General features: G+C 60.9%; 13 protein-coding genes. 9 read left to right on the forward strand and 4 right to left on the reverse strand.

Annotated features, from left to right (window positions below; genetic code table 11):
• Positions 1-141 precede the first annotated feature (141 nt).
• Positions 142-3,099 (forward strand): TonB-dependent receptor domain-containing protein, encoded by a 2,958-nt coding sequence (locus AC1DON_RS06020; protein WP_476933849.1) that lies wholly within the window; start codon positions 142-144, stop codon positions 3,097-3,099.
• Positions 3,100-3,154: 55 nt separating this feature from the next.
• Here the strand turns inward: AC1DON_RS06020 and AC1DON_RS06025 are convergent, their stop codons facing one another.
• Together AC1DON_RS06025 and AC1DON_RS06030 are read right to left on the reverse strand one after the other, a co-directional pair.
• Positions 3,155-3,484, reverse strand: coding sequence for a hypothetical protein (locus AC1DON_RS06025; RefSeq protein ID WP_476933850.1), 330 nt, complete (start codon positions 3,482-3,484; stop codon positions 3,155-3,157).
• 11 nt (positions 3,485-3,495) lie between these two features.
• A complete protein-coding gene (locus AC1DON_RS06030) occupies positions 3,496-4,236 on the reverse strand; it encodes a helix-turn-helix transcriptional regulator (RefSeq protein WP_476933851.1) in 741 nt (246 codons plus the stop codon).
• A gap of 200 nt (positions 4,237-4,436) precedes the next feature.
• On the opposite strand from AC1DON_RS06030, the gene AC1DON_RS06035 reads away from it, so the two are divergent.
• Complete coding sequence (locus AC1DON_RS06035; protein WP_476933852.1) at positions 4,437-5,207, forward strand: response regulator; 771 nt, start codon at positions 4,437-4,439, stop codon at positions 5,205-5,207.
• A gap of 38 nt (positions 5,208-5,245) precedes the next feature.
• Here the strand turns inward: AC1DON_RS06035 and AC1DON_RS06040 are convergent, their stop codons facing one another.
• A complete protein-coding gene (locus AC1DON_RS06040) occupies positions 5,246-6,193 on the reverse strand; it encodes a glucokinase (protein ID WP_476933853.1) in 948 nt (315 codons plus the stop codon).
• A 155-nt stretch (positions 6,194-6,348) separates the two neighbouring features.
• On the opposite strand from AC1DON_RS06040, the gene AC1DON_RS06045 reads away from it, so the two are divergent.
• On the forward strand, positions 6,349-7,662 hold the full coding sequence (locus AC1DON_RS06045; RefSeq protein ID WP_476933854.1) for a hypothetical protein: 1,314 nt from the start codon (positions 6,349-6,351) through the stop codon (positions 7,660-7,662).
• A 124-nt stretch (positions 7,663-7,786) separates the two neighbouring features.
• A complete protein-coding gene (locus AC1DON_RS06050) occupies positions 7,787-9,724 on the forward strand; it encodes a TonB-dependent receptor (RefSeq protein ID WP_476933855.1) in 1,938 nt (645 codons plus the stop codon).
• A 4-nt stretch (positions 9,725-9,728) separates the two neighbouring features.
• Here AC1DON_RS06050 and AC1DON_RS06055 read toward each other — a convergent pair whose 3' ends face one another.
• On the reverse strand, positions 9,729-11,837 hold the full coding sequence (locus AC1DON_RS06055) for a winged helix-turn-helix domain-containing protein (RefSeq protein WP_476933856.1): 2,109 nt from the start codon (positions 11,835-11,837) through the stop codon (positions 9,729-9,731).
• Positions 11,838-12,437: 600 nt separating this feature from the next.
• Here AC1DON_RS06055 and AC1DON_RS06060 point away from each other — a divergent pair.
• The 5 genes from AC1DON_RS06060 (at position 12,438) to AC1DON_RS06080 (ending at position 22,461) form a co-directional block, all read left to right on the forward strand.
• Positions 12,438-12,899: an RNA polymerase sigma factor gene (locus AC1DON_RS06060; protein ID WP_476933857.1), complete on the forward strand. Its 462-nt coding sequence runs from the start codon at positions 12,438-12,440 to the stop codon at positions 12,897-12,899.
• Positions 12,893-13,873: a FecR family protein gene (locus AC1DON_RS06065; RefSeq protein ID WP_476933858.1), complete on the forward strand. Its 981-nt coding sequence runs from the start codon at positions 12,893-12,895 to the stop codon at positions 13,871-13,873. Before AC1DON_RS06060 ends, AC1DON_RS06065 begins: the two co-directional genes overlap by 7 nt.
• Positions 13,874-14,029: 156 nt before the next feature.
• Positions 14,030-17,161 (forward strand): TonB-dependent receptor, encoded by a 3,132-nt coding sequence (locus AC1DON_RS06070; protein ID WP_476933859.1) that lies wholly within the window; start codon positions 14,030-14,032, stop codon positions 17,159-17,161.
• A 500-nt stretch (positions 17,162-17,661) separates the two neighbouring features.
• Entirely contained in the window at positions 17,662-21,012 is a 3,351-nt protein-coding gene (locus AC1DON_RS06075) for a TonB-dependent receptor domain-containing protein (protein ID WP_476933860.1), read from the forward strand.
• 156 nt (positions 21,013-21,168) lie between these two features.
• On the forward strand, positions 21,169-22,461 hold the full coding sequence (locus AC1DON_RS06080; protein WP_476933861.1) for a pectate lyase family protein: 1,293 nt from the start codon (positions 21,169-21,171) through the stop codon (positions 22,459-22,461).
• The last annotated feature ends 12 nt before the right edge of the window (positions 22,462-22,473 follow it).

The raw sequence follows: 22,473 nt of genomic DNA on the forward strand, positions 1-22,473 counted from the left end.
TAAATAAAATCAACGACTAATTGCGGCAAAATCGCCACACAATTGACGAACTTGTTGCCTTGCTGAAATAATGTGTTTCCGTCTCATATGTGACGATTTAGTGTCGCTCCTCTGTATATTTGAAATGCACCGGAGTACATCATGTCCAAACCGACAGGACTTTCGCGCCAATGGCTTCTGGCCGGCACCATTCTGACTTCGCTGGTGGGGTTTGCGCCCGCCATGGCCCAGGACACGCCGCCAACCGATACCGCTCCTACTGAAGCACCGAATACGACGTCCGCCGAGTCTGCGGACTCCGGCGAATTCGTCATCACTGGTTCGCGCATCAAGGGCAAGGAGTACACCTCCGCCGCGCCCGTGACTGTCATCACCGCCGAGCGCTCGAGCGCTGCCGGCCTGGTCAGCGCCACCGAAATCCTGCAGAACTCGTCGGTCGCCAACGGTTCGGGCCAGGTCAACTCGACCTTCACCGGCTACGTCATGGACGGCGGCGGCGGCATCAACTCGATCTCGCTGCGCGGCCTCGGCGCCCAGCGTTCGCTGGTCCTGCTCAACGGCCGCCGCATGCCGCCCGCCGGCGTCAGCGGCACGGTTGGGGCCGTCGACCTGAACACCATTCCGGACTCAGCGGTCAACCGCTACGAAATCCTGAAGGACGGCGCGTCGTCGATCTACGGTTCGGACGCCGTCGCCGGCGTCGTCAACGTCATCACGCGCAAGAACTTCGAAGGCCTGGAACTCGACGCCACGACCCGCATCTCGCAGCATGGCGGCGGCGACACCTACAACCTGGCGGGTATCTGGGGCAAGTCGTTCGACAAGGGCCACCTGATGATCTCGGCCAGCGCGTACGAGATGGAAGCCCTGACGCAAGGCCAGCGCGCCAATTTCGACTGCCCGCAGGACTATATCTATAACTCTGACGGCACCCGCGCCGATCTGGTCACCACGCGCGCCGGCGAAAGCGGCTTCAAGTGCTGGGGCAATACGGTCGGCGGTGTGGTCATCAACAACACCTATTTCCGCGAAATCCGCCCCGGTTCGACGGCATCGATCGGCGGCGTCCCGGTCAGCGGCTGGTATGGTCCGGTTCCGTTCGCTGATCGTGAAATGGACCCGACCTCCGACGACGACGTCACCGTCATTTCGCCGGTCAAGCGCTTCACCCTGTTCGCGCAAGGTGAGTATCGTCCGGATTGGGCAAACGGGGCAGAACTCTATTCCGAACTGCTGATCAACCGCCGTGAGTCGGAACAGCACGGCGTCCGCTATATCTTCCCGTACTATGGCCCGAATTCGCCCAACAACCCGTTCGGCACCGGTACGCAGTACGACCAGAACAATGGCGCCGCCGGCGGCGCTTATGTCTATCCGTACTTCCTGACGCCGTCGAACGATCGCCAGGAAATCAACGTCTATCGCGGCGTTATCGGCGCCAAGGGTGACTGGCACAACTGGTCATGGGACGCCTACCTGTCGCACTCGCTCAGCGACGGCAAGTATCTGAACGACGTCGTCCCGCAGGACCGCCTGTTCGCCGGTATCGGCTTCGACGAAAACCAGTTCGTCCACGTCCCGGTCTGTCAGGGCGTTCCGGCGGGCTGCGTGCCGCTCAACCTGTTCACCCAGGACGCGCTGTTCAACGGCAAGCTGACTGACGCCGAGCGCAACTACTTCTTCGTCAAGGAAGAGGGCAAGACGACCTATACCCAGACCATCGCCGAAGCGACCATCACCGGCGATCTGTGGCAGTTGCCGGCTGGCCCGCTGGGCGCCGCCTTCGGCATCAGCTACCGCCGCGACGAGATCAAGGACACGCCGGGCGAATTCTCGCGCACCAGCAACTCGTGGGGGTCTTCGAGCGCGGGCATCACCGAGGGTTCGGACAGCGTTGCCGAAGCCTTCTTCGAACTGGAAGCGCCGATTGTTTCCGGCAAGCCCTTCTTCGAAGACCTGAAGATCAACCTGTCGGGCCGCGTCTCCAACTATGATAGCGTGGGCAGCGCGGGGACCTACAAGGTCGGCTTCAACTGGGCGCTGAACAACACCGTCCGTCTGCGCGGTACGCACGGCACCTCGTTCCGGGCGCCGGCGCTGTACGAAATGTACCTCAACGAACAAACCGGTTTCTACAGCCAGCGTCAGGTTGACCCGTGTATCAACTGGGGCGGTACCAGCGAAGGCGGTACGCCGAACAAGAGCCAGACCGTCCGCGACAACTGCGCCGCCGAGGGCATTCCGGACGATTATGATGGTGTCGGCACCGGCCAGGGCGCGTCCGCCCAGATCTTCTATTCGGGCAGCCGCGACCTGAACCCGGAAGAGTCACAGGCCTCGACGCTGGGCTTCATCCTGACGCCGCCCAACACCGGCTTCAAGATCGCCGTCGACTGGTTCCGCATCAATGTCGAAAATCAGATCCTGAGCACGGGTCCTGGTGTTGTCGGCGCCTGCTACGGCCAGGAAACCTATCCAAACAATGGTTTCTGTGACCTGTTCGAGCGTGACGCGTCCTTCAACATCACGCTGATCGACGCCAGCTATCGCAACATCCCGAGCGAACTGACAAGCGGCTTCGATATCACGGCCTCCTATACCCGTGAGTTCAACCTCGGCACGCTAAGCCTGGACCTGCAGTCGACCTATACCAAGGAGTCCAAGACCCAGCTCTTCCCGGGCGACACGATCATCGACTACAACGGCACGATCGCGGATCCAAAGTGGGTCAGCAACCTGCAGACCCAGTTCAAGCATAAGGACTGGCAGTTCACCTACACCCTGAACTATGTCGGCAAGTCGTCGAACATGGGCTATCGCGAAGAAGATGGCGTCGTGACAACCAGCTATGTTGCGAACAAGATCAACATCAACTCGACCGATGCCTGGATCACGCATGACCTGACGGCGCGCTACAATGCCAAGGACTGGACGATCACCGTCGGTGTCGTCAACCTGATGGACGAAGAACCGCCGATCCTCAGCCTGGGTGACAACACCGGCTCGCCGGCGCGCCTGGGCAACTACGCCTTCTCGAGCCAGTATCAGTCGGGCTATCTTGGCCGTCAGGCCTACTTCCGCGTCTCGAAGAGCTTCTAAGGCTCTAGGCATGCTGCGATGAAACGGCGGTCCCTCTGGGCCGCCGTTTTTGCGTTTATAATTCTGTTTCGTCGCCGGGTTCGGAGTCGTCTTCAGGTTTCAACCGCGTGACGTCCGCAATGGCGCTGACCAGGGACTGAAGGTCGGCTCGCTCTTCAGCGCCTTCATTGCCGCTGACCAGCATGGCGATGGGACCGGCCTGACGTACCCTTTCCCGCAGCCGCTCGAACATGAACTCCGCGAGCTCCTTTTCCCCGTTTTCAAACAGCTGCAGTGCCTTGGCGATGGAATCCCGGGCGTCGGCCTCCAGCGCAGTGAGAGGGTTCTCATCGGCTGTGTCTGGCGCTGGCGCTTCGGATGGCTGGGACTGCGAACTGTCGGTCATGGTGGGTAACTCTAGGGAATCAATTGGCGACGCATGGCCTGGACCACGGCCTGGGTACGGTTATTGGCGCCAAGCTTGCGTGTCGCGGACTTCAGGTAGGTGTTGACGGTTTCCACGGAATAGTCTTCCGCCCGGCCGATCTCCTCGCTGGTCAATCCACCGGAGGCGCGTTCAAGACAGCGCAGTTCGCCGCGCGTCAGCTTAAGGGCGGTATTCAACGCACCCAGCACAGGGGCGGAGATTTCGGCATGCAGCGACAGGGCGAAGTGCTTGAGCAGGGCGCACTGGTCTTCCGACAGGGGCGCATCGCTGATGACGGCGACCGAGCCCAGGGGCTTGCCCGCCTGCGCGACGATGAGGATGGTGCGTTCCACGATATCGTGCCGGCGCAGCAGGTCCAGGACGGCGTGGCCCTTGCGTCGCGCCTCCGGTGTGGCAAAGGCCTCGCTGTCGCGACTGACGGGGCGGCCCTGGCGCAGCATGGCGAACAGGGGATCGACCTCGCCAAGCCGCCGGGCATAATATTCGGCGACGTAGTCGGGCGGAAAATCGCTCAGCAGGTGGGTGCCTGTTCCGGGCCCGTGGCCCTGGATGTCGATTCCGGAAATCAATATATTGCGAAATGGAACGATCCGTTTGATCGCTTCGATGAGCGTAAAGCCGTCATGGGCCGGTGTGAGCCGGATGGCGTCAAGTGCTTCGCGTGTTGCTTCGGCGGACTGGCCGGCGGTGATCCTGGTAAAACTTCCCATATGCGCCCACTCCCAGAATTGGGACTACAGTTGTCCTCGAGGGTTAATTTGAGGTTACAGTGTCCCGCGAAGGTTCAACAATATGTCAGGAGCCGATTGAGGACGTTTGAATATTGTTGATAAGAATTGTGCAAGCGTTTGCATTAACGCTGTTTTCATGGCTGTCCGCGAAGATGTAATAGCTTACCGGGAAAACGCTTATGGAAAAAACCGCCCTCATTCTGGAAGACAGTACGACCCAGGCCCTGATCATCGCCCGGATGATCGAGGCACACGGTTGGTCGACCCAACACTTTTCCGAGGTCCGCGAGGCATCCGAAGCCCTGACCCAGATGCAGGTCCATGCCCTGTTCCTGGACGTTTTCGTCAACCAGCACAACACCTTGCTGCACATTGAACGCTTCCGCAAGCTGGCGCCGAACGCCCCTATCGTTCTAATGACGGCGGGCAGCCGCCACGAAGCGATCGACGATACCCTGCGCAGCGCCCGCAAGACTGGTGCGGAACACGTGTTGCGCAAGCCGTTCACCGATGCGCTGCTCGCCAACATCCTCCAATCTCTGTCTCAAGACGTCGAGGCCGGCAGCGTGCGCAAGCACGTGCTGGTCATCGATGATAGCCGCACGATACGCATGATCGCCACCCGGACGCTGGAGAGTGGCGGATATCGCGTATCGCAGGCGGGATCGATGGAAGAGGCGTTTTCAGACGTCGACATCGCCCACGTCGATCTGGTCCTGTGTGACGTCTTCATGCCTGGAATGGGGGGACTGAAGGGCATGCGAATGATCAAGACGACGTGGCCCCGGGTCGGACTGATCTCGATGTCGGGCGGGCTGGAAGACAAGGTCAGCGACCAGGATGCGCTCAACGCCACACGCAAGTTCGGGGTCGATGCCCAGATCAAGAAGCCCTTCGAGGCGCAGGACCTGCTGGACGTCGCCGAAATGGTACTGAGTAGCGCGGCATAAGCGCTCTCCAAAAAAGCGCGGCATAAAAATTTGGATGCTTAGCCGAAGATCGTGCTCAGGCCTAAGATTTCCGGCTCGGTAGCGGTGATGCGATAGACGGGAATGTCTTTCACATAGCTCGAGACGCGGCCCTTGTCGTAGAAGCGGCGTGCGAAAACGTCGTGGTCGAACAGGGTGTCGAGCAAGGTCAGGTAGCTGCCGGCCAGATAGATGCCGCCGCGCGCACCCATGGTCAGCGCGAAGTTCGATGCCACGCTGGCGAAAAGTTCCGTCTGTATGCGGACAGCTTCCAGGGCGCGGGCATCCTTGCTGTAGGCCAGGGCCAGGATTTCCTCGGGCAGGGGGCTGTTGACCTCATCACCGCCCATGAGACACAGGCAGTCCCACAGCTCGACCAGGCCAACCGATGATACGCCGCGTTCGCACGACACATGGTCGTATTTTTTCATCAGCAGTTTCAGGATTTCGATTTCCTGTTCGGTGCGCGGTGCAAAGTCCGAATGGCCACCTTCACAGTGCGTCACGCTCCAGCCGCCGCGCCCGTCCGGTGACAGGAAGGCGCCACCGAGGCCCGAGGTCGGACCGACGATGCCGACAACGTGTTCGGGTTGCCGGTCCAGGCCGCAGACGTGGACGCGTTCATCGTCCTCCAGTACCGGCACGGCCAGGGCCTTGGCGACGAAGTCGTTGACGACGCTCAGGCGCTGGACGCCCAGCAGATCGGCGATCTGGCGGCGGTGCAGGCTAAAGCCGTAATGGACAAGATCGAGCTGGCCATCCACTTCCCAGCCGGAGGTCGAGAAGGCCGCGCCCGAAATATGAGGCTGGCCGTTGTCGGACAGGAAGCTTGAGACAGCGTCCTCGAAGTCCTCGACGCTGCCGCAGGCATAGATTCCGGTCGCCGTCGGACGATGCCCGGCATCGGCCACAGCCAGCTTCAGGTAGGAGCCGTTGCTCAGGTCGCCGAGCAGCACCTTGGTCGTCATGCCAGTCCTCATTATAGCTAACGCACGGCAGTATGGCCGTCATCGGGTTAAGAGGGCGTTTCATTTACCGACGCGCGCAACTGATTTACGACGCATATGTCAAATTAATGATCACTCAACTATAAGCGGTCATGCTGGGACCGTGGAGGGCAGCAATGTCTGTTGAATTGCCTGGCGACACCGCTCTTGCGGGTGTGACGGCGGATCAGAACGGACGGCAGATCCTGACGCTAGAGCGGGACGACGCCGTCACGATCATCGAAAGACTGCGGGAAACCCATGCGGACGCAATGGGGCGAGCCTACCTGCTGCGTGTCGACCTGTTCGCCGAACGGATGGGCGACAGGTGGGACAGCAAGCGCGATCTGATATTCGATCACCTGAAGACGGCGTTTGAACGCAAGTTTCCGGAACCCGACTGGTGTATCCGCCTCGATGATCAAAGCTTCCTGGCGGTCATTCTGACGCTGGGCGAACACAAGGGCGCATTAAGCGCCGCCGAGTTGTGGTACACGGCCGGTCAGTTCTTTATCGGCGACGTCTCGAAAGAGCGACCGGCCCTGTTCGAAGCCATTGCCGACGATGTCAACCGCCTGCGCATCATCCCCATCGACCTGACCAAGTACTTTGACCGCACCGAAGCGCGTCCGTTTCGAGAGGCGGCGAAGCCTTTGGCATCCGGCGCGGACGACGCCGCTTCTTCCGGACCTTACGCTGTCGGCACCGGCACGGCGATCAAGCGGCCGAGCGGAGCAGGCGGAACCCTGATTACGATCGCCGGCCGGAACCTGCGCATCGCCAGTTCGGCCGAACCGGTATTCGAGATGAAGAAGCTTACGATGATCGGCCATCGCCTGGAGCCAGTCGTGACCGATGCCGTTGGCAATCTTTCGCTCGATGCACGCGCGATCGCCTCACTCGACTGGGGGGATCGCGAACAGGTCGACATCGCCAGTATCGAACAGGGGCTGAAGGTGCTGCTGATGCGGTCGCCGGAGCAGCGCAAGCTGGTCATGATCGTGCCCGCCGCCTTTTCGACCTTTTCGAGCGCGCGGGCGCGGACGCGTATTACCACGGCTGTCAGCCATGCCGCTCAGGAGATGGGGCTGAAGGTACTTTATGAGGTCCGTCACCTCAACGGCGTGCCGACCGGCCGTGTCATGGAAATCGCCGGCATGCTGAAACCCTATTGCATGACGGTCGTCGGCCATGCCGGCGCCGACACCAAGGCCATCAACGCCTTGAAGGGCTGCGGCCTGGCCGGTGCCGCCGTCGACTATGACGGCCAAAGGCGCGACGATAGTGCGCTCGAAATCTATCTGTCGCACCTCAGTACGGCGGCGAAATCGGCTACCGGCGCCTGCATGATCCATGGGTTCGACACTCTGCGCCAGATGGCGACGGCGCGTCTCGCAGGCGTGACTCACGCCAGCGTCAAGTCTTCGGGTCTGGTCACCGCGCGCAAGTAACCGGGCGTCATCGCCGAAAAAGCGCGTCCGCATCGTCAAATCATCGCCGAAACCTTACGCAAACGAGCGCGCCGCCTCGGCCGTCTCCGGCAATTCTCACTGCAGCTTTAGCAGGAGATTGCCGATGTTCCGTACCCTGTCCTTTCGCTTGTGTGTGACCGCAAGCGTCCTGGCCCTTTTGTCTTCGCCCGCTCTGGCTCAGGATGGCGCCACCAAGCCCGAAACGGTGACCCGCCAGGCCGCCGATGCCTTCGGCGAGCAGATAGGCGTCGATCGTGTCGGCCTCTATAATGAAGCTCAGGTGCGCGGCTTCGATCTGCAACAGAGCGCGGCCTATCGCATCGATGATCATTACTTTGTCCGCGCTACAGGTCTGTCGGAGTCGATCATGGGCGGCCTGAGCGTCAAGGTCGGGGCGTCGGCCGCTGGCCTGTCCCTGCCGTCGCCATCGGGTGTCGTTGTCTACCGCTTGCGTGAGCCAGGCAGCAAAAATGGTGTGAAGGTCAATGCCGGCTTCCGCGATTTCGCCACTGTCCACACCGAGGCCGAAGCCACCCTGGTCAGCGGTGACGGCCGGCTGGCCATGGTTGGTACGCTGATCGCCGAGCCTTTCAACAATTCCTCCACCGGCCAGGCCGGCGCAGTCTACGACGCAGGGTCGGTTATTTCCTGGCGGCCGGACAGCCGCTCGCATATCCGTCTGTTCGGCGCCTGGCAGACGCGCGATTACGACGGCAATTTCATTGTCATTCCGTCGGGTGACCGCGAACCGCCGCCGCTGCCGCGTACGACGACCTTCGCGCCCGGCTGGTCGCGGGCGACCTATCGCGACACCAATGCCGGCGTGCTTTACGACGGAGATTTCGGCGACTGGCAGGTATGGGCATCGCTGACCTGGTCGGGCTTCGGTGGTGAACGGACCGACGTCGCCGTCCTGCTTGTCGATGGCGACGGCAATGCCGCGCGCACGACCTATTACGGGCCGCCGCAGGACAGTTACGCGACCGCTGCCGAAGTCAAGCTGACGCGGCGCCTGGTCACCGGAGCGCTTCGCCATGAAGTCAGCGTAGCCGTGCGTGCCCGGCGCTCCGAAACGGATCTCGTGGAGATGACGGCCTTTGATGGTGGACAGTTCAATATCCGCGAACGGCCCGCCGACGGCCCCGATCCCGTCCTGCCCGCAAGCGCCGATATCGGTAGTGACGTTGTCGATCAGACGATGCTCAGCCTGACATACAACCTGGCCTGGGCTGACCGGCTGGATCTGCGTCTGGGCGCGCACCAGTCGCAGTACGACAAGACGACACGTCAGCCGGCCGCCCTACAATCGCAGCAGAAGTCGCAGGACAACCGTCTCTACAATGCCTCGGCCGTAGTGCGGGTCAGTCCGCGCTTGCGCGTCTTCACCAGCTACGTCACGGGACTGGAAGAAAGCGGTGTCGCCCCGGCCTCGGCGGTCAATCGCGGCGAGGTCTTGCCACCGGTTGAGGCCAGACAATGGGAAGCCGGGGCGTCGTATGTTTTGCGCCCGAACGTGACCCTGATTGCCGCCTGGTTCGATATCACCAAACCATTCGCGGGCCTAAGAAGCGACGGCCGTTACGACCTGGTCGGCGATGTTCGTCACTCGGGCTACGAAGTGTCGCTGTCGGGGCGCATAACACCGGCGACCAATGTCGTGCTTGGGGCGGTCCTGCTCAGGCCGCGCCTGTCGGGCCAACTGGTCGAGAGCGGCCAGTCTTTGAACGTCCCGCCGGGCGTGTCCTATACCAATACTACGGTCAATGTGGAGCACCAGTTCGACAATGGCTGGAGCGTCGATGGCCAGCTTCTGTTCGAAGGGCGACGGCGGATGACGCCGGCCAGCCGCACCGAAGTGCCGGGCGTGACCTTCCTGACCCTGGGGGCGCGCTACGATTTCCGGATCGCCGATCGTCCCGTCACCGGCCGGTTCCAGGTCGTCAATGCGTTCGATCAGAAAGGCTATTACGCCACGCCATCGTCGGCGCTGGCGCCCATCTGGTCACGGACCTGGCGGTTGGCTTTTAATACAGCGTTTTAGACTGTTACTGGCGGCGCAGGGTCATAAGGGCAATGTTCGCCTCGTTGCCAGACCGGTCAATCATAATGATGCGGCCGGTGCGTCCGTCGACGTCGATTTCTGCGGGCGCTGGCTGTCCCGCAGGCAGGCGCGCGATCTCATGCTCGCTGCCGTCCCAATTGACCTGGACAATGCGGCCGCCAGACACCTGAACGATTCCGGCGGCGATGACGGCATAAGCACCCGGGGGACGTCGCACAGCCGTTTTTACCGCCAGGACCGCGCCATCGCTCGAGTCAAGCCGGTAGAAGTAAGGATCGCCGATTTTCAATCCGACTGCCTGGCTCTGTCCGGTTGCCAGGCTTTCCCACTGGTCGCCGAGCTGTGTTTGAGGGCGGCCAGGCCTATTTGCGGACAACTCCATGATTTGCCAGCCGGTAGCCGAGCGGCCGAGATAGAGAAGCCGGTCGGTCCCCGTCAGGTAGACGGGGTCGGCCTTGTCGCCGGCATCATGCGTCAGTTGCTCCGGAGGCCGGCCATCTGTTGCGATGGCGAAAATCTGTGGCGTGCGTTCGACGATGGCGACAAAGATGATCTTGTCGCCCGATCGCGCCCAGTTGGGCTCATGCAGATAGCTTGAGGCCAAATGAGTCAGTTGCCGCGTACGGCTTTTTTCGAGCAGCCACAGTTCGGCGCTGCCCGATTCATACGAGACGAAGGCAACCTGGCCGAGCGGCCCGATAGCAGGCGACCAGGTGTCTGCAGTGATGGCGGTTTTAGGTTGATTTCCGTCCAGCCAGCTCAAGTCGCTGCGCGGTTGATAGATTTCTGCCGCCAGACGATTGGTCCCGGCACTGCCGATCTTGGTAATGGCGGCGGTGCCGAGGCTGATGCGGCGCGGCTGACCGCCGCTGGTGGGAACCGACCACAGGCCCCAGTCGCCGCCACGGTTCGAAGTATAGAAGATATCGCGGCCGTCGGATGACCACGCGACGCCGTGCGCTTTCCAGCCGTCGTTCGTCAGGGGACGGATGTTTGCCAGGCTATCCGGGTTCCGTCCGCCCCGCGCGCGCAGATCGCCGATCATCAGGTCATCGACGCCCCATGAGGTGGTGCGGCGGAACAGGACCCGCTTGCCGTCGGGCGATACGATCGGGTCCATGTCGCCGTGCGATCTCGCTGGCGGTGTCGTCAGCGCCGTCTTTTCCCGCGTGTCGAGACTGAACTGATAGATTCGCCGCTGGTCGGCATTGCGCGCCGCGTCGGAATAGACAAGGCTGGAGTGGCCGGCCCACGACACCCGGCCGACGCGGCCGGAATCGCACGGCGTCACCACTGTTTCAGCCATGGTGATCAGGTCCAGGGTGACGATGTCGCAGCGGGTGGTGTCCACCCTGACGAATGCCAGCGCCTCGCCGTCGTCGCGCCAGCTCGGCCACCATTCGTTTGCCGGGGACTGGGTGAGGGCGCGCACACCCGAGCCATCCACCGACTTGATATAGAGGTCCCACGCGCCGTCGCGGCCGGGCTTGGCGTAAGCCAGACGGCGGCCATCCGGCGCCATGGCAGGGAAGCTTTCGACGCCGGGTTCGGAGGTCAGGGGACGGACCTCTGCCCCCTGCCAGTTCGATGGTCGCAGCGACAGGTAGGTGCCGCCGGCGACGATCACAGCCAGCGCGGCTGCCGCCACGGCGACTAGAAGATTAGGTTTGCCGGTAAGGCCGTTGCCAGGCGGTGGTGTGGCCCGGACGGTTTCCGGCTGTGTCGTAGCAGGTGGCGTGACTTCGGCCGGTGCCTTCAGGCAATAGCCGACGCGCGGAATGGTATCGATGGCGATGTCGGGATCGGCGGCCAGGGCGCGTCTTATCTGGGCAACGCAGCGATTGAGCGCGCCATCAGTGACGATCCGCCCGTCCCAGCACCGGTCGATCAGGAGATCGCGGCTGACCGTGCGGCCAATATGTTCGTGGAAGACCACCAGAACCTTCATGCAGCGCGGTTCCAGGGCGATGGTGCCGTCGGGTCCGGAGACCTCGAGCGTGCTGGGTTTGACCGTCAGCTTCCCCAACCGCATCGCCGGCAGGTCGGCGAGGCGAATGCCGCTTTCCAACTGAAGGCGAGAGAGCACGTTCATGGCGCTAATCTATGGGATAATCGCCAAGGTGCCAAGCCGCGCAATTGCAGGTTCCCCTTACCAAAAAGAGCCCCCTGCCGATCCATTGTGGCAGGGGGCCATGAGTTGAGACAGATCGCCCTTCACTGCAAAGCGTGTGAATTGCGAGAACGGGTGCGAGGGAGACGGTCCGCACCCACGACCGGACGAAATGCGGCGCATCCGGATACGCCACGTGGATTTGATACAGGCAAAACCCGGCTGGTTCGCGTCACGCCACAGGATTTTTTCGTGATGGAAACATGATGGCGGCTCGGGTGTGCATCGCCGTGTACATACGCAAAACGCTTGCCGGTAGCGGACTGTAAGCGCTTAGGCACTGTTTTGCGCCGGCGCAGGATTAAACATATTTAATCCGTTCTCGGACACTGTATCGATGCCGGTTAACGTGCTGCCTGCCGATGCCCCGGTTGGCCTGGCCGATACAGTCGGGCATCAGGCGGGCGGAGTTTCAGAAATAAAATTTTCAACTGTGTCCGCTGCAGCCTTGAAATTCGTCTTGGTTCTAGGGACAGTCGACGGACCACATGCGTAGTTTGCCAAATGCCTAGTCTGCAAGACATGCTTGAGAAGGCCCGGCGCGCTATCCTTAGGAAGGGCGTTCTGACCCAGGATGCCGACGATCTCATTCAGGAAGCGTTTCTGCGCGTGCAGGCTTACGAGCAAAGAGAAGTTGTCAATTCGCGCGAAGCGATGCTGGTAACAACGGCTGTCAACCTCTCGCGTGACAAGGCGCGGCGGCGTAAAGCTGCGCCGTTTGTCGACATGGCGTCGGATTTCATGCCGGTGCCTGACGATGCGCCCTCCGCCGAGGAGGCCATGCAGGCTAGGGCAAAACTGCGCCGGGCGGCGGAAGGGCTGGACCGTTTACATCCGCGTACGCGGCGCATGCTGCTCACCCGAAGGCTGGATGGGACGAGTTTTGAAGAGATTGCGCTGGCCGAGGGCATGACGCCTGCCGCCGTGCAAAAGCAGATTATCCGGGCGACCCTGGAATTGAAGAAGTGGATGGATGGATGGTGAGCCCTGAGACGACACGGCGCGACGAGATCGACGCCGAAGCGGCCGCCTGGCTGTTCCGGCTTCAGGACGACGACCGCACGGCGCACACCGATGCGGCATTCCAGACCTGGCTGAAGGCTGACCCGGCGCACGAGACTGCATTCCAGCAGATTACCGACGTGTGGGAAATCCTGCCGGGCGCCGCCGCTATTCAGCGTCAGCCCGCCAATGATGTGCCGCGCCGCGGAGCCCGGCCGCAACGCCGTGGCTTTATGATCGGGATCGCCGCCGCTATCGCCGCTGCGGCGGTCGTGTTCGGTGGCGCGTACCTGTTGTCGGCCCGGACCGAGATCTATGAGACCGGCGTCGGCCAGCAGCATGTCGCGACGCTCAAGGATGGGTCGCAACTGGCGCTCAATACCGACAGCAAGGTGCTGGTCACCTATCATAATGACCGCCGTCACCTGGAACTGGTGCGCGGCGAGGCCATGTTCGATGTTGCGCACAATCCGCAGCGGCCCTTCACTGTCCTGGCAGGCCAGGAGCAGGTCAAGGCGCTGGGTACGTCCTTTGTCGTGCGGCGCGAGCCTAATCATCTGTGGGTCACCCTGGTCCGGGGCAAGGTCGAACTCAGCAACCGCGTGGCGTCAGCCGATGGCGGGTCGGACTTCCGGCCTCAGGTCATCCTGGCGCCCGGTGAACGCGCCACCGTCGATGGCGCCGGCAACCTGCTGGTCGACCGGCCATCGGTGTCGGCCATGGTGGCATGGCGCCAGGGCGAGGTTGTCTTCAAGGACACCACCATCCTGGAAGCCGCCAATGAGCTGAACCGCTATGGGCCGGTGAAGATCTCCGTCACAGACCCCGTCGTGGCGCGGACCCGTGTGTCGGGCCTGTTCAAGATCAACCGGCCGGCGGATTTTGCCACAGCCGTAGCGGAACTGAACGGCGTGCGTGTCCGCAGAGGCGCAGGCACGATCGAATTGACGCGCTAATCTTCTAACCGCTTTCTGTCCGGACACCGCTGTGTCATAGCTGTCGGTGAGGGTTTTCGCATCAATAAACGGACAAATACGTGTCGGTTTGATGTGGGGCCGTCTTATGGGGCGGGCGTCATAACAAGAACAGCGCCTGCCATATCGGGCAGGATAATGAAGTTTCGCGCGCAGCTCTTCGGCGGAAGCATTGCCGTGGCCTCGGCCATGATGGTGGCTGCCCCTGCCTGCGCGCAGACGCGTCTTGCCTTTAATATACCCCCAGGGCCGCTGTCGGAATCGCTCCTGAAGGTTGCACAGGCCGGACAAGCCAATATCGTCTTTTCACCCGAAGCCGTTGCCAGTCTTAGAGCGCCGGCTGTTCGCGGTACGCTTTCGGTCAATGAGGCCCTGCAACGTCTTCTGGCCGGCACCGGTCTGACCTACAGTCAGTCAGGCGGGACCTATATCGTCAGGGCGGTCGTTCGGACCACGTCCCGGCCCTTGCCGCGCATCGTGGCGGCAAGGCCAGCCGAGCCATTGGACCCGCCTGTGGCCGATGCGCCTGTTGTCGTCGTCACTGGTTACCGTGGCAGCCTTGAGATGGCGATCCGGCTGAAGCGCAGTTCGGGCGGGATCACCGACACCATCGTGGCCGAAGACATGGCCAAGTTTCCCGATAACAACATGGCCGAGGCCATACAGCGCGTGTCGGGCGTCGCCATCAGCCGCGATCAGGGCGAAGGGCGGTCAGTCTCGGTGCGTGGGTTGGGCGCCGATTTCACCCGCGTCGAAATCAACGGGGTCGAAGCCCAGGCAGCAACCGATGGCTTGAGCCAGGGCACAAATCGCGGGCGCGGTTTCGATTTCAATGTCTTTCCTTCGGAGATTTTCAATCGCGTCGATGTCCAGAAGACGTCGCGGGCGGACCTGCCCGAAGGCTCACTGGGCGCCACGGTCAGCCTGGCCACGCCGCGGCCTTTCGATCGTAAGGGACCTAAGCGCGCCATGGCCGTCCAGGCCAGCTATAACGATATGAACCAAAGGGTCGGTACCCGCGCCACTGCGATGTTCAGCGATTCATTTGCCGGCGATCGCTTCGGGGTTCTGGTGGCGATGGCCTATGCCGCAACGCCGCTGGAAATCCAGGGTGTCAACAGCGGCAACTGGAACCAGGGTACGGCCAATGGCGGCTTCTGCAAGCCGACGACGGCGACGGGCGGCATATGCGATGTACCGGCCGGGGATCTGGCGGCATCATTGGCGGCCTATGATCAGGCCAACCAGCAGACCGTCTACCATCCACAGTTTTACCGCTATACCCACCTGATCGGCGACCAGACCCGCTTAAGCCTGACCGGCAGCGCGCAATGGCGGGCGTCCGACAGGACGCTGGTCACTGCCGACTGGCTGTATTCACGCTTTCGGACTGTGCGCCACGACCACTTCCTTGAGGCAATCGGCTTCAGCCGGGCCGCGTCCCAGGGCGGCAAGCCCGAGATCGTGCCGCGCCGGGTCGAACTGGATGACAATAATACCTTAACCTATGGCGTGTTCGACAATGTCGATGTCCGCTCGGAGCAGGTGTTTGAGGACTTTTCAACCACCTTTCGCCAGGCTTCAGTATCGGTTCGGCACCAGGTCACGCCGCGTCTGACCGTCGAAGGCATTATTGCCGGCTCAACGTCCCGCTTCGATAACGACAAAGAACTCTTTTCCCAGATCGACCGCTACAATGTTGATGGCTATTCCTACGACATCCGCCAAACCGGGCAGGATAATCCAGTCATCAGCTATAATTTCGACCTCACCGCCCCCAACAATTGGTATTTCGGCCCGCGCGTCACAATTCCCGGGGGCTCGGGCAGCGCCAGCCCTGAAATCCGCTTTCGTCCCAACTATACGCGCTATGGCTATGACACGGCGCGGGTGAAGGCGACCTACAATCTGTCCGACCAGGCCAATCTGACGGCGGGTGTCGAAGCCAAGCGCTACAGTTTTCAAAGCATCGTCTACCTCTTCGACCAGGGGCAGGCGAATTTCCCGGCGCCATCGCGCAGCATGTCCGAATTGACTCAAACCTTCTGTGGTCTTGATGTCATAGCCCCGCCGGCGGCGACGGCCCGTTGCTGGCTTGAGCCCGATCTCGATGCCTTTGTCGAGGAATACGACCTGTTCGCCAACAGAGGCCGCACCGCTCTCTCGACCACCAATGTCACGGCACGCGGCTCAAACATGGCGGTGACCGAAAACGACCTGTCGTTGTTTGCCCAGGTGAATTTTCGCCGGCAGCTGTTCAGTATGCCTTGGCACGGCAATGTCGGCGTGCGCGCGGTGCGGACGCGTCAGCAATCGACCTTCTACACCAACCTGACCGATGCTTCCGAGGAGGTCAGCTACGTCCTGACGACGGCGGACCGGCACTATGACGACATCCTGCCGTCACTGAACATGGCGCTGGAGCCGGATCCACAGACCGTGGTCCGCTTCAGTGCGGCCAAGGTCATGGCGCGTCCGCCTCTGTCCAGCCTGGCGGCGGCGACGAATGTGGCCGTGCGCGGCGCCGGGCGTTTCGTAACGACCGGCAATCCGAACCTGCAGCCGTTTCGCGGCACCAGCTACGATCTGTCCTATGAATGGTACCCGGCGCAGGGGGAGTTCGTGGCACTGGGTGTCTTTTACAAGGACATATCGACCTATATCCAGAACGTGACACGGATTGCGCCCTATTCGACTACGGGTCTGCCGGCCGATCTGCTCGACGGGACAGATACGACGCCGGCGGATGAGTTTTCGATTTCGAGCGTCGTCAACACGCCGGGTGGTCCGTTGACCGGCATCGAGCTCAACTACCAGAAACCTCTGCGCTTCCTGCCCGGCCGCTGGTCCGGCCTGGGAGTCCTGTTCAACTACACCTACGTCAAAAGCCGTGTAAAATACCAGACGACGACAGCTGCCGGTTCCGCGGTGGTCGAGGCCGACCTGACGCATCTGTCGCGCAATTCGTACAATGCCTCGATCTATTACGACAAGGGTCCGGTCCAGGCGCGGCTATCGACCAATTACCGCGACAGCTACCTGACGGCGGTCCCGGGGCTTTATAATGCCGACGCCAGCGGCGTTGACGCTGCCACCTACTGGGACTGTGCGTTCAGCTATAAACTGAAGACTGGCCTGGTTCTGACCTTCGAGGGACTGAACCTCACCAACCAGGCCAATGTAACCTGGGATCATAGCGACCGGCATCTGGTCGGTGATTATCGCTTGAGCGGCCGGAAGTTTTATCTCGGGGTGCGCTACACGTACTGATCCTTCAGGGTTCAAAAAAATTCAAAAATCCTGTCCGCAGGCTCCGGGCTGTTCGTCTTCATAGACGGAGCAGGTTTGTGCCTCGTGCACAAACCTGCTCCGCAACTGACAAGACACCCTAAACGGTGCGGAAAGAAGCAGGATGCGCCAAGTTATTACCCCAGGAAAACGGCTGTAGATCAGTCGCAATTTTATTATCTAAAATTTATATGCATCCACTTTTAAATAAAAGTGGAATGTATTGCGGTATCTGTACTTCAATAACATCTATGTTGCAAATAAACAACATGAATTTTGTTTTGCAATGGTAGCAATAATTGCGCTTATATTCCCTATTGAACTTTGTGAGTATTTGTCGATAGCATTGGAGATCATTGGTGTGTTGTGGTTGTGGTCCGCATATTGACACCGGTGTCCAAAAAATCGGGCCTCAAAATCACGTGGCGTCCGGCAACAGGTTCGGGGCGGTAAACGCTTCTTAGGCAAACAGGGAAGTACACATGAAGACGAATAAAATTCGCGGCGTAACCATGCGGGGAATGCTATTGGCGGGCATCTCGATGGCCGCAATGGTTCAGGGGGCGCAGGCCCAGGACGCGCCTGCGGCCGCCAAGGACGACGAAGTGGTTGTCGTGACCGGCTACCGCGCCTCGCTTCAGACCTCGCTGAATACCAAGCGCAAGGCCGATGTCATGATGGACGCCATCACGGCCGAAGACATCGCCGATTTCCCGGACGCCAACCTGGCGGAATCGCTGCAGCGTATTCCGGGCATCTCGATCGACCGCGACAACGGCGAAGGCCGTCAGATCTCGGTACGCGGCCTGGGTGGTGACTTCACCCGCGTGCGCATCAACAATCTCGAAGCCCTGTCGACCGGCGGCGCCAATGACGCGGGCTCGACACCAAACCGTTCGCGCGCCTTCGACTTCAACACCTTCGCTTCGGAACTTTTCAACTCGCTGAAGGTCCGCAAGACCGCTTCGGCCGAAACCGACGAAGGCTCTCTGGGTGCGACCGTCGACCTGCAAACTGGCCGTCCATTCGACTATAAGAACGGCGCCAGCGCCTTCTCCATCCAGGCCGCGCACAACAGCAATGGCGGCACGATCAGCCCACGCATCACCGGCCTGTTCTCGCGTCGCTGGGCCGATGGCAAGCTCGGTTTCCTGGGCTCGATCGCCTACTCGGAAAAGACGTCCGAGAACGACCAGTACCGCCGTGGCGCGGCGTCTTTCGACTATACCTATCGCGGCTCGACCTGGGCAGGCAACGAAATCCCGGGCCGCGCCGGCTTCTCGGCGCCGGCAGGAACGACCTTTGGCACCCTCATCACCAATCCGGCGGTCGTCGCCGCCCAGACCGGGTCGGACCCGGCCGCCTATGCCATAATGAACCCAAGCTGTCCGCCTCCGGCTACTCCGGCGCCGACAGCGACGACAGGTGGCTGTAACAACTCACTGGTGAAATTCCCTGCGCTCGGTTCGATCGAGCAGCAGGATCTCGAAACCAAGCGTCTGGGCATCACGACTTCCTTCCAGGTCCAGTTGGCCCCGCGCACCCGCCTGACCATCGATGGCCTCTATTCGAAGCTGGAAAACAAGTCGACCATCAATCAGGTGTCGTCGGTCGGTCTGAACCGCAACAATACCAACGCGACCTACAACACCGCTACGGCTTCAACCACGATTGCCAACAAGCGCGGCCTCTATCCCAGCCTGTGTACAGCGCAGGGTGAAACCAACTTCCTCCCGGCGGTTGACTGTGGTGCCAGCCTCTACGGCACGACGCCGGCCTTCACTACGGGGTCCAATGGTGCTGCGGCTGTGCTCGGTACCAATATCTTCTCCGTAAATCCGTACAATCTTGATACGTACGATTACTATAACAACCCGAAGTCGGTCGGTTATGTCTCAAGCCCTGACGGCATCGGCTTCCGCGACAAGTTGATTGGTCGCCCGGCCACCGATGTCCTCGCCGCGCACGTCACAGATGGCAACGCGGACTACCTGCAACTGCGTAACGTCGACTGGCGCTCGGCCGCCGACCGTGGCCAGTACACGACCGAGTTCAGCCAGGCTTCGGTCAATCTGACGCACAGCTTCACCGATAGCTTCCGCGGCGACTTCACCGTCGGGTCGTCGAAGTCGTTTAACCACTATCAGGGCCTGCTGGTAGAGTTCAACTCTATGGACACGCCGGAAACCTTTACCTACGACGAGCGCGAAGGCGGCAATATGCCGGTATTTAATCCCGGCTGGAATATTGCGGATGCATCGCGTTGGGGCATCGTCAAGGGCTTCTCCGGTATGCGCAACTATATCCGCGACACCGAGAACACCTATAGCGGCATGAAGGCCGACTTCACCTGGGACTGGAACGAGCACCTGACGTTCAAATTCGGCGCCGTAGCGCGCGAATTCGGCTTCTCGACCAATCAGTACGAGCGCAACACGGACACCTTGAACCCAACTGAAAAGGAAGCGGGTGTCACGGCGGCTTCGCTGGGTAAGGTATTTGAATTTGGTCAGGGCCTTGAAGTCCCGGCCGGCACGCCGACATCGTTCTTCGCGCCTTCCATCGAGGCCTTCTCGGAGACGTTTGGCTTCGACTGTAACTGTGTCAACAAGTACGGCGACTTCACCATTACCCGTAAGCGCAACCGCCAGGCCAGCTTCACGGTTGCGGAAAAAACCGAAGGTATCTACGGCCAGCTCAATTTCAACTACGACGTCTTTGGCCGCAACATGTTCGGCAATTTCGGTGTCCGTCAGGTGAAGACGACCGTCGAGTCGCAAGGCGAAACGAATTCCGGCGCGCCGATCTATGGCACAAACCAGTACGACGACACCCTGCCGTCTTTCAACCTGGCCTGGGAAGTGGCTGACGATTTCATGATTCGCTTAGGCGCATCCAAGGTCATGGCACGTCCGCAACTGGTCAACCTGTCGCCGGCCATTTCGGCCATCACCATCCCGTCCTTGGGCGAAGTTATCGGCGGCACATTGACCGTCGGCAATCCGAAGCTTCAGCCGTTCCGGGCCACCGCCTACGATATCAGTGCTGAATGGTATTTCGCCAAAAACGGCCTGTTGTCGCTGGCGGCCTTCAAGAAGGACATTGAGTCCTATCCTCAGACGGTCCTTTATTCGGCACCTTTGTCGACCTTCCTTGATCCTTCGGCCATCGCCACCTTGCGGCAGCAATTCACCGATCAGGATCAGCTGAACTATATCGATAACGACTACGATATGCAGGCTCGCCAATACCGCGATGCGCCTGGCGGTTCTCTGCAGGGCTGGGAATTCAGCTACCAGCAGGACTTTACCTTCCTGCCCTGGTACTTCAAGAATACCGGTATTCAGTTCAACATGACGCACATTGACTCAGAGCTGAACTACATCCTCGATCCGGGTGTGGTGAATCCGACGACGGGCGTTGTGACCAAGGCGCCGGTTTATGGCACCGGTCCGTGGCTGAACGCTTCGCCGGACTCGATCAACCTGACGGTCTACTATGAGACCGAAAAGTTCAGCGCCCGTGTTTCGGCCGCCCAGCGCGCCGGTTACTACACCACCTACCCGATTGCGTCGGGTGCCTGCGATCCGGGTCTGCAAGCCAACGGCACGCCGTGCGACGGCCCGCTGATGAACGAATTCGGTGGTTCGGAAGAGACGCTCAACGTCGACTTCTCGATGACCTATTCGCCGACCAAGCAGCTGTCTATTTCGCTGGAAGGTCTCAACATGACCAACCAGACGACGAACCGCTACGCTTACAATGTGCCGGTTGTGACGCAGTACGGCTCGACCGGCCGCGTCATCACCCTGGGTGTTCGCTACAAATACTAGTTTTGTAATAACCGGAACCGTTTTCTCCCAGCGGTTCCGGTCACCTTCTCCCTCTACGGTACCTTCGACTCCCCGTTTCAGGTGCCTGTCTTGGCGAGTCAGGAGATCCCTCCTGACTCGCTCTTTTTATATGAATTCTTTTAGTATCCGCTGATTATGACCCGCTCGTTTTGCCGCCGTACCGTCCTTTTCAGTGCTGCCGCATTCGGCGGTATCGCTGGCTTGCCGGCATTTTCCGCCGCTCCCGATCTTTACACGCGCACCCGGGGCGGCCATGGCGGCCGCATCGTCCCTGTCACCAGCCTCGCCGCTGACGGCGACGGATCGCTGAAGGCGGCACTGGAGCAGCCGGGGCCGCGCACGATCGTCTTCGAGATCGGGGGGATCATTGATCTGGCCAAGACTACGCTTAAGATCAGCGAGCCTTTTGTCACCATCGCCGGCGAAACCGCGCCTGGTCCTGGGATTACGATCATCCGTGGCGGTGTGCAGGTCGCTACGCACGACGTCATCGGCCGTCATCTGGCTATACGTCCCGGCACGGCCGGCATGGCGAAAAAGAGCGGCTTCGAGCCCGACGGCCTGACAACCTGGAAAGCGCATGACGTCATCATCGACCATTGCAGCCTGACCTGGGCGGTCGACGAGGCCCTGTCGGCCTCCGGACCGCGTTTTGAAGGCACGGATCTGGCCGAATGGCGGCGCAATACATCGCACCGCATCACCTTCTCCAACAACCTGATCGCGCAATCCCTCAGGGACGCCAGCCACGCCAAGGGACCGCATTCGATGGGCTCGCTGGTCCACGACAATGTCACCGGTGTGCTGATCCACGGCAATCTCTATGCGCACAACAATGAGCGCCATCCGCTGGTCAAGGGCGGTGGCCAGGCTGCCGTCATCAACAATGTCTTCGTCAATCCCGGCCACACCTGCGCGCAATATACGCTGGTGGCAGATCAGTGGACTGAGCGTGAGACCGTCACCGGCCGGATGATCCTGAGGGGCAACGTCATGCGCGGCGGCCGGAATACACGCAAAGGCCTGGCCATGCTGACTTTTGGCGGTTCGGGCGATCTCGATCTGCACGCCGCCGACAATATCGTCACCTATGCTGATGGTTCGGCCGGTGCCGTCATCGGTTACTATCAGGCGCGTGCCGACGGCTATGACGAAGGCGGGACGTATAAACACCAGGCCTTCATCCGCGCCATGCCGCGTGAAGTCCTGTGGCCTGAGGCTTTGAAAGTCCTGCCTGCCGCTGCCACCGAAGCAGATGTCTATAAGAATTGCGGCGCCCGTCCCTGGGCCCGCGACCCCATCGACGCCCGTATCATCGCCGATGCCCGATCGGGCGCTGGACGGTTGATCGATTCTGAAACCGACGCCGGAGGCTATCCCGAACGCCCCACCGTGCGCCGGACCTATAACCCAAGAACACGTCTGTAAAAGAGGAAATGC

The sequence above is a fragment of the Asticcacaulis sp. P4_H10 genome (assembly GCF_056400965.1).